This window comes from Psychrobacillus sp. NPDC058041 (assembly GCF_042885655.1).
Lineage (GTDB): Bacteria > Bacillota > Bacilli > Bacillales_A > Planococcaceae > Psychrobacillus.
Genome location: NZ_JBHVRO010000001.1, coordinates 425542 through 438139, shown reverse-complemented (window position 1 = coordinate 438139; position 12598 = coordinate 425542). Strand labels below are relative to the sequence as shown.

General features: G+C 35.7%; 13 protein-coding genes. 9 read left to right on the top strand and 4 right to left on the bottom strand.

The features are described 5' to 3' along the window. Positions 1-212: 212 nt before the first annotated feature. Together ACFVR1_RS01970 and ACFVR1_RS01965 are read right to left on the bottom strand one after the other, a co-directional pair. Positions 213-365, bottom strand: coding sequence for a hypothetical protein (locus tag ACFVR1_RS01970; RefSeq protein WP_387579657.1), 153 nt, complete (start codon positions 363-365; stop codon positions 213-215). A gap of 846 nt (positions 366-1211) precedes the next feature. Continuing rightward, positions 1212-2174 carry a helix-turn-helix transcriptional regulator gene (locus ACFVR1_RS01965; protein ID WP_387579655.1) on the bottom strand — a complete coding sequence of 321 codons (963 nt, stop codon included), beginning with the start codon at positions 2172-2174 and terminating at the stop codon, positions 1212-1214. Positions 2175-2284: 110 nt separating this feature from the next. Here ACFVR1_RS01965 and ACFVR1_RS01960 point away from each other — a divergent pair, with 110 nt between their 5' ends. The 3 genes from ACFVR1_RS01960 (at position 2285) to ACFVR1_RS01950 (ending at position 3777) form a co-directional block, all read left to right on the top strand. Continuing rightward, positions 2285-2764 carry a GyrI-like domain-containing protein gene (locus tag ACFVR1_RS01960; RefSeq protein ID WP_387579652.1) on the top strand — a complete coding sequence of 160 codons (480 nt, stop codon included), beginning with the start codon at positions 2285-2287 and terminating at the stop codon, positions 2762-2764. A 22-nt stretch (positions 2765-2786) separates the two neighbouring features. Next, on the top strand, positions 2787-3257 hold the full coding sequence (locus ACFVR1_RS01955; RefSeq protein WP_387579649.1) for a phage tail protein: 471 nt from the start codon (positions 2787-2789) through the stop codon (positions 3255-3257). A gap of 415 nt (positions 3258-3672) precedes the next feature. Beyond that, positions 3673-3777, top strand: coding sequence for a diguanylate cyclase domain-containing protein (locus tag ACFVR1_RS01950; protein WP_387579948.1), 105 nt, complete (start codon positions 3673-3675; stop codon positions 3775-3777). A 194-nt stretch (positions 3778-3971) separates the two neighbouring features. Here the strand turns inward: ACFVR1_RS01950 and ACFVR1_RS01945 are convergent, their stop codons facing one another. Continuing rightward, positions 3972-5081 (bottom strand): lactonase family protein, encoded by a 1110-nt coding sequence (locus ACFVR1_RS01945; protein ID WP_387579646.1) that lies wholly within the window; start codon positions 5079-5081, stop codon positions 3972-3974. Between the two features lie 513 nt (positions 5082-5594). On the opposite strand from ACFVR1_RS01945, the gene ACFVR1_RS01940 reads away from it, so the two are divergent. The 4 genes from ACFVR1_RS01940 (at position 5595) to ACFVR1_RS01925 (ending at position 9308) form a co-directional block, all read left to right on the top strand. Next, positions 5595-6632, top strand: coding sequence for an ArsR/SmtB family transcription factor (locus tag ACFVR1_RS01940; protein ID WP_387579644.1), 1038 nt, complete (start codon positions 5595-5597; stop codon positions 6630-6632). 122 nt (positions 6633-6754) lie between these two features. Then, positions 6755-7729, top strand: coding sequence for an ABC transporter ATP-binding protein (locus ACFVR1_RS01935; protein ID WP_387579642.1), 975 nt, complete (start codon positions 6755-6757; stop codon positions 7727-7729). 1 nt (position 7730) lies between these two features. Further along, the gene (locus ACFVR1_RS01930) at positions 7731-8516 is read left to right on the top strand and encodes an ABC transporter permease (RefSeq protein ID WP_387579639.1); all 786 of its coding nucleotides are present in this window, start codon (positions 7731-7733) and stop codon (positions 8514-8516) included. After that, positions 8517-9308, top strand: coding sequence for an ABC transporter permease (locus ACFVR1_RS01925; protein WP_387579636.1), 792 nt, complete (start codon positions 8517-8519; stop codon positions 9306-9308). A 464-nt stretch (positions 9309-9772) separates the two neighbouring features. Here ACFVR1_RS01925 and ACFVR1_RS01920 read toward each other — a convergent pair whose 3' ends face one another. Further along, positions 9773-10144 (bottom strand): winged helix-turn-helix transcriptional regulator, encoded by a 372-nt coding sequence (locus ACFVR1_RS01920; protein ID WP_387579634.1) that lies wholly within the window; start codon positions 10142-10144, stop codon positions 9773-9775. Between the two features lie 200 nt (positions 10145-10344). Here ACFVR1_RS01920 and ACFVR1_RS01915 point away from each other — a divergent pair, with 200 nt between their 5' ends. Both ACFVR1_RS01915 and ACFVR1_RS01910 read left to right on the top strand, forming a co-directional pair. After that, a complete protein-coding gene (locus tag ACFVR1_RS01915) occupies positions 10345-11556 on the top strand; it encodes an MFS transporter (protein WP_387579631.1) in 1212 nt (403 codons plus the stop codon). Positions 11557-11630: 74 nt separating this feature from the next. After that, positions 11631-12473 (top strand): aldo/keto reductase, encoded by an 843-nt coding sequence (locus ACFVR1_RS01910; RefSeq protein ID WP_387579629.1) that lies wholly within the window; start codon positions 11631-11633, stop codon positions 12471-12473. Positions 12474-12598 lie beyond the last annotated feature (125 nt).

Genomic DNA, 12598 nt, shown 5'->3' with positions numbered 1-12598 from the left:
AATTAATTTTTTGTCATATGTCATAAGATATTAGAAACCAATTGAATATTACCGACTGTCCACTCACGTTTTGTTAAATCTACCAGCGTCTAATATAATTCGAAATTATTCTAGAACCTAGTCGTTTTACGGTTCACTTTGGTACAAAAATGAGGTTTTATTTATGTTTTTAAAATTAATTGCACTAACTTACCTACAAGTAATATGACCTTTTATATAAATTGATTAATTGTCCCTTTAATATATTTAGGTAGAATTAATGCCCCCTCCATATACTCTTTTAAAGAAAACATCGTTGGTTTACAGTTCCCGCCAACTCCAATTATGATGCTTAAATCTTTTGGTGAATAGACAACTGTATGCAACGTACCAAAGTACTCTTTATAGTGTTTAAAAAATATCGGGGAACTTTTACCTTTAAGTAGAGTTCAAAACAGAACGTATGTGTGATATAATTTAAACATAATAGATAGGTACTCAAGGGTGGTTGGCTCACTCCCGTTCGAAAGGGGGTGGTGCCTGTGTCAGTATTCGAAGCATTAATGTTTGCAGTAGCCTTTGCAACATTGGTCGTAGTGATTCTGTCATTTAACCATAAAAAATAACCCATCCTTGAGTTAGAGCTCAGATGGGTTAATTCTATCAATCAGCCAATCCCCTTGAGGGAACCGCCTATTATATTTGACCGCTTGATGCTACAACATCAAACGGTCTTTTTTAATGTACTCGGTTATTACTTTTAGTATACGTCTGTGTCCTTTCTTTTTCAAGTAATTAATATCGCATGACACCATAGTACCAGGTTCTAATTCTATTATCTCAATATTTTTTTATTTGGCAGACATCTATAATTTCCTCTTATTTCTTTGCTTAACTCCTAACTATTTCTTAATATCAATAATAACCATTACTTGCAAGTACGTGGAAACATACAATGATTCGATTGTTTTTATCGCCACACTTGTAGTAATTTACTATGTTTCCATCTATTACTATTTAATAAATTTGCAATAAGCTCCCTCCTATTCACGCTTTCTTAATCGGCCAGTATTCAATGCGTCAACATAATGCACCTCATGGTGGGTGAGATACTCCAATTATTACCCCTTTGGAATACTTTCAACATTCGGAAACAATTATCTTTTCTAGGTGTGCGAAAACGAGTTCCGACTGGCCAATCTCAAAATTATTTGTGTTTTAGATGACACTAATTATGGGAAGTATAAGCATAATCTCTCTTGCAAACCTTCTAAGACTTCTTCAGGCACTCCCCTGACCTTGATATCCCTACCAAGGAAAAGTAACCAATTTGTTATTTCGGCCAATTCTTCTGAATTATTAACATTGATAAAAGTCTTTAGAATGGCTGTGGTTTGGTAAGGATTTGTATAGGAAATTGAAACTTTTAAAGGATGATATTTTTTGAACTGAGCAATCGCCTTTGGACCAAGTTCAAGGACAAGGTTAATTACTTCTTCCTGCTTGCTTAGTTTTTCTAAAATCTTTTTCTTACTTAATCCTTTGTTCGTAGGGTTTGGTTTAACATTGGTGAGATTGTCGACGGGAAAAATCTTCCTCTCTTCATCTTTTAAGTCAAAGCCTTCAATCAGCCAATGGCCTTTTTCATGATAAAGGTGCAAGAGATAAATTGAATAAGACTTTGTTACCTTCTCTTCTGTGATACTAATCAATAAATTGCTATCCAAAAGAAGGATCTGGATGAGTTTTTCTAACATAGGTTGGGGTAAGTCTGACAGATCAAGTAAGTCGGGATTATTGGGGTTGGTCCCTTCAAAAAGCAAGATTTGATTTAAAAGAACAAGGTCATCTTGCTGGTTTTCTGAGATGAGACCTAGTAATTTTTCAGCTAAAGACTGACGACTTTTTAGATAAGGTAGTTGTTTATTTCTTGTGGCCATAAAGGCAATAAAAAGAGCTTTGATCTCATTATCGGTAAAGCGAACAGTAGGCAGGACAGAGTTGTTCATGACAAAATAACCCCCGTCCCTTCCAACTTCAGCGATAAGTGGCATCCCCATGGCTTCAATTTCTCTGATATCTCTAATAGCTGTCGAACGAGAAATGTTAAATTCTCGCATGATTTCAGAAATTGTAAAATGGGAGCGGTTGTTGATATACCGCATGATGATATTAATCCGTTCAACTTTTTTCATTGTGATCTCCTAAACAGTATCATTTTTTGACATAATTTAAGGTTATTATAAACCTATCAAGTGAAAAGACAAATCATTTGATTAATTTTAAAAAAAGGAAGGTTTTGAATATGGCGGATTATATCCTAGGAGAAAAAGACAGCTTTACAGTTTTAGGAATTGGAACTGAGCTTAAGAGCGATTACACAGACTTTGCTGGCATAAACAAGGAAAAGGCAGACTTTTGGCAGACTGTCAGCCAAGATGGAACGCTTGACACTTTAAAATCCATAGCTACAAATGATTACGTTTTTGCCGTGAACGAAGCAGTGAATAATAAGATGATGCATTATGCTGGTGTCATGACAGAAGCATCGATACCAGAAGCAACGAGAGTAATCCAATTTCCTAAAGGGGAATACCTTATTGTTAAAGGGGAAGCGAATACGGCTGATGAGTTGAGTAATAAGCTAGCTGGCATTGCCTTTGGTCAAGTCTTACCAGAAGCAAAGGATTTTGCCTATGTTGGTGGTCCAAATACTACGGTTGAGATGGGGCAACAAAACGACTTAGTATATGGTGAAATGTGGATTCCTGTTGTTAGGAAATAAAGTGATAAAAGGAGAGATGGAAATGTCCTATATCGTCGATTTTAAAAATGTGTCTACGGTTGGTTTAGAGTCTTCACCCGTAGCAGAAGCGCTTGCTGGTTTACGCGCTAATGAAGCCCGTTACTTTATGAACAAATACAAGCATGAATTTACGGTTATACCAGCTAGCGAAAGCCAGGAGACCCTTGATTATGTGAACCGAATTTTGAAAGTAGAACGTGATATTGAGTTTGCGGCCAAACCTTTAGAAACATCGCGTTTCCAAGTGGAAAATATCCAATTTGCCTACGTCATTTATGAGGATGGTCTTGTGCTCAACGTCATGTATACGGTTGATGTTGATGGCCCTAAGAAGCGAGCTGTTGGTTTTAAGCTTTCTGAAGAGATGGAGATACCAAAGGAGCTAGAAGGAAAGTTTAAGTTTGCTAGGCAGAAGTCTAAACTAGCTGGAACAATTCGGGGCTCGTACTTTGTAATTAAAGGAGAATATTAAAGTAGGAAAACAAGTGAAGGAATCTAGACATTTTTAATATTTGGTCATTCTTCAAATAATAGAACTGCACCTCTTCATCAAATTAGAGTGTGCTCTTACTTTTTCGCAAAAACCGACAGGGTTCTCCTTGATGTATCTAAACACAAAGTAGAGTTTGACCATAAAATATACATTAACATATAAGAGAAAGCCACTCCTTTTTTGGAGTGGTTTTACAATTTAATGTTAAATATCTTAGGATTATCAACTTAATTTCTTCCTAGTCTGATAAAACTTATCTTTTTCTTTTAGTCAATCAATTACTAGATTCCTAAAAGCTATTAATTCCAACTTTTTAGGTAAGGAAATAACTGGTACTCCATTAATATCAATTAATTTAAATTGAATTTGCAACATAGTACAACCTCTACCCTAGCTGCTTCTTGATATAAACAGTTTTAAAGCAATTAATGATACATATGGTTATTATTTTGACGACCAAATACTCCAAGACTTTACTACGAGAATTCCATTAGCATAGGCATTCTCATTGTACTATCAGACTAGTATACGCAATTGGAAACCTCATACACTACTTGCGACAACGCTCTTTACAAAGAGCAACGGGCGAAATAGCATTTTTCGAAGCCAGATAGACGAGCATAATGCGGTTTCAAAATAGATACTTCTCATCGCACTTTTATTATTCCATCCAGTATGGAAAAGCCATTAGAATCAAAGAACAGCTAAACCTTGCGATCCATAGTAAGGAAAGTTAGTCCATGCAGCAATTTGCAATCTTACTAGACTACCTTCATTTTGGATATTAAATACTGATACTGTCCCCTGATTTCCGTTAAGAGTGTAAAAATGCCTACCATCTTTACTCACTCCAACATCCATAGGCAGACCTGGTGCTATACCTGGCGGAGTACTGGAAATATGCCGTACCACCGACAGTGCACCATTGGGATCGATTCGGTAGGTGGAGATAGTGCCGCTTAAAGTGTTAGTAATGAATGCAAAACGCTCATCCTTAGTTGGTACAACCCAGCAAGCAGTCTTATATCCGTTTGGTACAGAGCCGCTAATCACATGAAGGATCCCGTCGGTGCTCAATGAATAAGAAGAAAGCGCGTTTGAAGCTGCTTCTGTTACTAATAGTATTCCAGAGGATAGAAAATAAGTGCCCAATGGTCCTTGGCCATATGAATCATTTACGATTGGTCCTGTAACCGTCCCATTTTTATTTACATTGAATACACTTAGATGGCTTGAAGTAAGTTCGGATACAAGGATTTTACTGCCATCAGGAGTAAATAGAACCTGCGCCGGTTGGGCATTAAAAGTACTGAGAGATTGGGTGGATCCGGGAATAGGAGTAATGCGTCCGTTATCATCGATGTGAAATCCAGTGATATTAGATGAAAAATTATTTGCAGCATTACCTACATTGGAAACATAGACAAGAGTACCAAACATATTCACACTATTGGGCTGAGCACCTCCTGATGGCTTAACATCCACAAGGACAGGTGTTCCACTTTCGGTTATGATGAAACTACTGATACTATGACTTCCTGCGTTAACTGCAAGTAGGAAACGTCCGTCACGGGACAAAGTTAGGGCACCTTGTGAAGCAAGTGGATCAACGCCATCGTTTGCTGTTGCAGTGGATACTTCCTTTGTTCCAGTACCTCTACCATGTGTCGGGTAAGATCCGACAAAAGTGAGCATTCCATTCACGTCCCGGTAAAAGGCAATGATTTCATTCATTACTTCATTATTAGTCATAATGTAGACCATACTCACACTCGTACGATAATACTTGTTCATTATCTGCATTTTATCACTCTCCTCCTTTCATAGTTTTATATGACTCTTTTGCCATTTCAATTCCCTAACTTGATGTAAATTATTTTACAACGAGAGGTTGACTTTCATCCGATTAACCAGAAATGTTAATTCAACAAAAAAAGATCGCAAAAGCGATCAATCATCAGTTAACAAAAGCCCCTTATTAGTGTCGGGTACCAGGTTCTGACACACTTCAGAATTCAACGAGATCCCAAAACCATTCATTGTACATGTATCTAGTACCTTTCACTTGACCCTTTTCAACATTTCGGAATCCAGAATATGTTAAATATCTTAAAAAGTATCCATAAAAAGAATGTATATAGCGCACTTTCAAGTATATTTACAATAAGGACAAATAAAAGTGAGCCAAAGTCTTCATATTTATTGAACGATATTCGCCATTGTTACAGCAATCCCCTCTCATCTTTATTCTTTCTTTTATAAGATAAGTATCTTATAATTCAAATGAACGGAAGAGATGGTTAGTGGAGGGATTTTATGGCTTCAGAGATAGATGAAAAAAGTAAGAATGGTAAGGAGATTGTAGAGCACTTTTTTTCTCCTTTAGTTGAAGGGATAGCTCTACTTTCTTCGTTAATAGAATCAAGTCAGCATGAGTATGCAAAATCGGATCATGCTCTGTTAATAAAAGAGTTATCGAAAGATTCACAGGATTTTATTGGTCAATGGCGTGAGAAAACAGAGTGGGACTTCTTACAAATTTTAAATCTACTTCTACCTTGTCCTTACTTTTATGATGTTGATTTGTTTCAAGAAAAGGTATCTAATTTGAGCGACGAAGATTATGTATATCACTTTTTAGGAGAGGCAGTTCCGTTAACACAAATTGAAAAATTGCTGGAAACACCTTCTTTATTACATTCTATTGATGAGCATATTCTGTGGGATTCTGAAGAAAAACGTCATTTTATTTTTGATTTTATATCAAATATAGCGTTTTATCGTGACCAAATTTCTAAACTGCAGTTTAAGGTTACTCACTCGAAGGTTTTAGAACAAGCGATAAATAAAAGAAAAGAATTGCTAGATAAAGCAATCGTTGATTTGAAATCCATTGCGTTAGAACCACTGGCTTTAGCTCAGTACGTCATGGGGAAAGCATTTAAACGAACAAGTCTTTATAAAATGTATTATTTTATTCCTTCGTATTATTTTACACCTCATCGAATGCGTATTTTCAATTCAGATATTTGTATCGTGTTATACGGATGTGCTGCTCCATTATCTGATAATCGAGAGACTAGTGTGGATTTGTCTTTACAATTGAAAGCTCTTTCTGATCATAACCGACTCTTAATATTACGGATGCTTTCAAGCAACAAGGAGTATGGCGCGAAGCTCGCTGAATATTTAGGAATAACTACTGCAACTGTCTCACACCATTTGGAAATTTTAAAAAAAGCAGGCTTTGTTAAAGAGGAGAAAGTTGGTACGATTAAATACTTTTCAAGTAATCAGGAACATACGCAATCTACTTTTAATGAAATCCAAAAATTTATATCCCCCGGCATTTAGTCCAGTCTGATTTAATCAGATTGGGCTTTTTTGATTTCCAATAAAAAATGTGATTGACAATTACATCACTTATAATATAGTCTTCTTATAAGATAATCATCTAATATTGAGGGGTGCTTTGTATGAGTAATTGTATAATCGATGTTTCGAATGTAAAAAGAAGCTACAAGACAGAAGTTGGTTTAATTCGTAAAAAGAAAAAGGAAGTAGAGGCTTTAAAAGGAATTTCATTCTCTGTTAATAAAGGAGAAATTTTCGGATTGCTTGGGCCAAATGGAGCTGGCAAAACTACTATGATTAAAATCTTAACGACGATGTTAATACCAACGACAGGAAAAGTTTCTGTCATGGGACTTGATCCTGTAACAGAGCATATGCAGCTGCGACCACATATCAATTTCATACTTGGTGGAGAACGTAACTTATATTGGAGATTATCTGCTTATGATAATTTAGCTTATTTTTCTGATTTATATAAAGTACCTCGTCATGAACAAAGGCAAAGAATTAATGATTTGCTAGCATTGGTTGGTTTACAGGACGTCGCTAATCAAAAAGTCGAGACATTTTCAAAAGGGATGAAACAGCGATTGCAAATTGCAAGGGGACTAGTTAATAAACCAGAAATCTTATTTCTCGATGAACCTTCTATAGGACTTGATCCAGTAAGTGCAAGAAAACTTAGAGAAATTTTACGGCAACTAAATGATAGCGGAACAACGATTCTCTTAACTACACACTATATGTATGAAGCAGATGAGCTTTGTGACCGTATTGCTTTTATTGATAAAGGGCAGCTTGTTGCAATTGATACCCCACAAAATCTCAAAAAGAAAACGGATCAAATATCTATTATTGAGTGCAAAATTATTGGAGCTAAGGACGAGAAATTAGATTTATTAGCAACACTCACAAATATTCACCATGTCCAAATTGAACACCAAGACTATTTCACGAACATTCGATTGCATACAAATGAACCGCAGGCGGTTATTCCATTGATATATGATTTGATGGAGGATGAAGAAATAATGGATTTATCCATTATGAAACCTTCTCTTGAGGATGTATATGTAAGCATTATAGGAGGAAAATGACATGAATCCAACTATAAGAGCATTACTTCATACAATAAAGGTTCATATGGGACTATCTATTGCGCGGCCTATGTTTCAGTTTATTATTTGGATATCCCCCCTCTTTCTTGCGACAATTTCGTTTTTTATTTATGGCTCTGAGTCTCCGGAGAAGATCTTTCAATATGTTGTACTCGGCTCTGGATTCATGGCACTTTGGTCTTCCATAGTTTATTCATCTGCAAGCGATGTGAATCGAGAACGTTACTACGGGACTTTGGAAATTATTTTTGTGTCCCCTACTTCCTTCTCCATCATTTTAGTAGGAAAAATTATTGGGAATACACTTTGGGGATTACTTTCGATGATTATATCTTTTATCTACCTAGTCCTCATTTTTAGAGTTGAAGTTTCTATCGTCCATCCTTTATTTTTTATAGGTTCTCTTATTTTTGTATTTTTTGCTTTATCTGTTTTTTCTTTTTTCCTGTCACTAGCATTTACATTATCTCGACAAGCGGAAGCGCTTATGAACTTCATTGAGTATCCTATTTATTTAATTTGCGGTTTTATGTTTCCTGTTGCGATTTTGCCAATATGGGTTAAACCAATTTCTTATATTCTCCCTCCGACGTGGGCAATCGAGTTGCTTCGTGAAGTAACTATGGAAAATGCCACTTTTTCATTAATCGGAAAACCATTGATTGTTTTACTGTTTCTAACAATAATTTACGTGGTACTAGGCGTTTTTTGTTATAAAGCAGTAGAAAAGAAAGCAAGAATTCTTGGAAAGTTGGGGGTGTATTAAATGATAGAATGTTTGGAGCGATTTGGTCGCCACAGTTTATTATCATATAAAGCATTATTTGGTTGGTTAGACCCAAAAGTATATTTGCTTGTAATGGTGTTAAACCCACTCAGTCAGCTTTTATTTTTTTCTGTTCTAGTAAACTATGTATACAAAGGTGAAGGTCTTTCTGGTTATATTGGTTCCAACGCACTTCTTCTTTGTGTCATGAATTCCGTTTTTGGCATTATGTCCGTTATTACTTCGGATAGAGGGATGGGTACACTGCAACTTGTTATGACGTCCCCTGTAAATAAAGCAGGTCTATTCTTATCTAGATCTATTGCACATGTTTTGAATGGGTTAATTACTTCTGGACTTGGGCTTTTATTTGGAATCATTATTTTCCAAGTTTCCATTCCTTTTGAAGCTCTTTTACCTTTGTCATTCGTATGGGCTGTGTCTATCTTTTCTGCATGTGGACTTGGGTTAATTGTTGGTTGCTTTTGTCTTTGGACGCCTTCGATGCATTTATTGTCCAATTTACTAGCGAGTATTTTGTTATTATTGAGTGGTGCAAACTACCCGCATTCGATTATGCCTGAATGGTTAGGCCATTTTTCGCAATTCATTCCATTGACAAGAGGGGTTCAGTTAACGAAGGCAATCCTAAATGAAGGAGATTATTCACTTGTATTAACTCTATTGGGAGAAGAATTTTTGTTAGGGTGCTGTTTCTTTGTTATTAGTTTTGTATTTATAAAACATGCAGAATACTTATCGAGAGTAAAAGGAACGATGGATTTAAACTAGATGTTTCCGCTTCGGTGTCGTTGGATTATACGGTGCTTAAGCAAGTGAAGAAGCCAACCTGGCGAAACCGGAGTTGGTGATTTATATTTAGCAGAATACCTTGTTTGTTACTCTGGATAAAGAGAAGATTAGACATATGAAAAATAACAAAAGATTATCAGGGTAGCTTGATGGGCTATTTTGATAATCTTTTGTTAAACCCATTAAAGTTGCCGCTTTTGCTCTTTTCCCTTGATTCAGGCTTCTGCCCCATCCAAAAACAACAATCATTTAGAAAACAGCCTTTTTTAATACCCTTAACGTTTTTCCTATTGGTAGAACAATTTTTTCAAAAACATATGTTTATCAGGATCGTTCCTAAACCATAGAAGGATAGCAAGCAAGGAACAATTCTGATACAGCTGCCATCTGAAAGGGTGTTATATACAGAATAGGAAAGAAATATTCTCTAATTCCCTTGTTCATTACTTTAGATGTTCATTTAGAACGTTCTCTTCCAGGACATCAAATGTATCGCCATATACTTTGATAATATGCTTTTCTCCCCATGTACATAGCGAATTTAAGATACCTTGTAAGCTCCAACCATATTCACTTAGCTCATACTCCACTTTTGGAGGAACTTGATTATAAACAATTCTATTAATGACTCCATCTACCTCTAATTCGCGTAATTGTTGGGTTAACATCTTCTGTGTAATATCTGGCATAAGACGTTTCAATTCACTTGTTCGTTTCTTACCATTTGTTAAATGGCATAGAATCACACATTTCCACTTTCCTCCTATCACTTCCAACGTTGCTTCTACTGAAATATTGTATTTCTTTTTCTTCATATATATTTCCTCCTCATGTATAGGAACTTATAAGTACCTATAGTACTTTAAAGTTCCTATAATACTATTAAGTGCGTACTTCTCTATTTATTTTATATGTATCATAATAGCATTTATCGGTCGAGTTTTAATGTAATTATTTTTTAGTTTACTTAAAACAAGATCGTTCATACATTACCAAATTATTAAGGAGGAGAAAAATGCCTTTAGATAAAAAACAAAGCACATTAGCTCTATTAGCTTTAGCTATCAGTGCATTTGCAATAGGAACAACAGAATTTATCAGTGTTGGCCTATTACCATTGATAGCGAATGATTTACAAATATCTGTTACGACAGCAGGCTTAACAGTTTCCTTATATGCATTAGGAGTAACTTTTGGGGCACCGATTCTAACATCTATTACCTCTAGTATGTCACGAAAATCATTACTACTTTGGATTATGGTTATTTTTATTATAGGCAATAGTATTGCAGCTAGTGCGACAAGCATCGGTGTATTACTTGTTGCTCGTGTTATTTCTGCCTTTTCACATGGAGTTTTTATGTCCATTGGTTCGACCATCGCTGCAGATTTAGTACCAGAAAATCGAAGAGCTAGTGCCATATCCATTATGTTTTCAGGACTCACGGTAGCCACTGTAACAGGTGTACCATTGGGAACATTTATTGGACAACAATTTGGCTGGAGAATGGCCTTTATCATCATTATTGTCATCGGAGTTTTAGCCTTAATCGCGAATAGTATCCTGATTCCATCTAGTTTACGAAAAGGTACTCGTACAACGTTTCGGGATCAGTATAAATTAGTGACAAATGGTCGCTTATTACTTCTATTTATTATTACTTCCTTAGGTTATGGAGGAACATTCGTTGTCTTTACTTTTCTATCTCCCATACTTCAGGAAATAACAGGATATAAAGAAGGAACAGTTGCTGTAATTCTTCTTGTATATGGTATTGCGATTGCTATTGGCAACATGGTAGGTGGAAAGCTGGCTAATCATAATCCGATTAAAGCGTTATTTTACATGTTTATAGTACAAGCGGTGATACTATTTATCCTTATGTTTACGGCACCATTTAAAATAGCAGGATTGATTACCATTTTCTTAATGGGGGTTTTAGCTTTTATGAATGTACCGGGATTACAAGTGTATGTGGTCATGTTAGCAGAACGATTTGTACCTACTGGAGTAGACATGGCTTCGGCTATCAATATTGCTGCATTTAACGCTGGAATTGCAATTGGATCCTACTTAGGTGGTATTATCACAGACTCTATTGGACTGATCCACACTTCTTGGGTAGGAGCACTCATGGTACTGATAGCCGCCATCCTTGCTGGTTGGAGTGCATCCCTTGAACGAAAAGACCTAAAAGGGGATAAATTGAAGGAGGTGGTTTCCTAAGCAATAAATAGGAGAAGTCACCAAATATAGAACGATCTCATTTCTTATAATAAAAATTTGGAGGTTTATTTATAATGATTAAAAACATACAAGATACAACTACTTTGCATAATGGTGTAAAAATGCCTTGGTTTGGAATTGGGGTTTTTAAAGTAGAGGAAGGTCCTGAACTAGTTAATGCCCTTAAATTTGCAATTAAAAATGGGTATCGTAGTATTGATACAGCAGCTATTTATGAAAATGAAGAGGGAGTTGGACAAGCTATTCGAGAAGGGATAAATGAAGCGGATATCCCAAGAGAAGAATTATTTATAACATCAAAAGTTTGGAATTCTGACTTAGGTTACGAATCAACTATAGCAGCTTATGAAACAAGTCTAAAGAAACTTGATCTTGAGTATTTAGATTTATACCTTATTCACTGGCCAGTAGAAGGTAAATATAAGGAAGCTTGGCGTGCATTAGAAACTCTTTATAAAGAAGGAAGAGTAAAGGCTATTGGGGTAAGTAACTTCCAAGTCCACCATCTGGAGGACTTAATGAACGATGCTGAAATTAAACCGATGGTCAACCAGGTAGAATACCATCCACGTTTAACTCAGAAAGAAATTCAATTCTTTTGTCAAGAAAACGGAATTCAGTTAGAAGCTTGGTCACCTTTAATGCAAGGTCAATTATTAGATAATCTAGAATTACAAGAAATTGCAAATAAGTATAACAAGTCCATTGCCCAAATAATTTTACGATGGGATTTACAAAATGGTGTTGTAACCATCCCAAAATCCACGAAGGAAAATCGAATTGTTGAGAACTCAACAGTATTCGACTTCGTACTAACAAAAGAAGAGATGCAGCAAATTGATGAGCTAAATCAAAATCATCGAGTAGGACCAGACCCTGACAACTTTGATTTTTAAATAAAAAAGGCATCAGATATCATTAAAAAACAGACGCTTTTCCTCTAATAAATGAACTGCACCCCAATTTTTAGACACATCTATCAATTGGAGGTGTAGTTTTTTATGGATAAATATACTTTAGT

Coding starts and splice junctions, on each gene's coding strand:
- ACFVR1_RS01965 (WP_387579655.1), bottom strand. CDS start 2,174: ATGAAAAAAGTTGAACGGATTAATATCATCATGCGGTATATCAACAAC.
- ACFVR1_RS01960 (WP_387579652.1), top strand. CDS start 2,285: ATGGCGGATTATATCCTAGGAGAAAAAGACAGCTTTACAGTTTTAGGA.
- ACFVR1_RS01955 (WP_387579649.1), top strand. CDS start 2,787: ATGTCCTATATCGTCGATTTTAAAAATGTGTCTACGGTTGGTTTAGAG.
- ACFVR1_RS01945 (WP_387579646.1), bottom strand. CDS start 5,081: ATGCAGATAATGAACAAGTATTATCGTACGAGTGTGAGTATGGTCTAC.
- ACFVR1_RS01940 (WP_387579644.1), top strand. CDS start 5,595: ATGGCTTCAGAGATAGATGAAAAAAGTAAGAATGGTAAGGAGATTGTA.
- ACFVR1_RS01935 (WP_387579642.1), top strand. CDS start 6,755: ATGAGTAATTGTATAATCGATGTTTCGAATGTAAAAAGAAGCTACAAG.
- ACFVR1_RS01930 (WP_387579639.1), top strand. CDS start 7,731: ATGAATCCAACTATAAGAGCATTACTTCATACAATAAAGGTTCATATG.
- ACFVR1_RS01925 (WP_387579636.1), top strand. CDS start 8,517: ATGATAGAATGTTTGGAGCGATTTGGTCGCCACAGTTTATTATCATAT.
- ACFVR1_RS01920 (WP_387579634.1), bottom strand. CDS start 10,144: ATGAAGAAAAAGAAATACAATATTTCAGTAGAAGCAACGTTGGAAGTG.
- ACFVR1_RS01915 (WP_387579631.1), top strand. CDS start 10,345: ATGCCTTTAGATAAAAAACAAAGCACATTAGCTCTATTAGCTTTAGCT.
- ACFVR1_RS01910 (WP_387579629.1), top strand. CDS start 11,631: ATGATTAAAAACATACAAGATACAACTACTTTGCATAATGGTGTAAAA.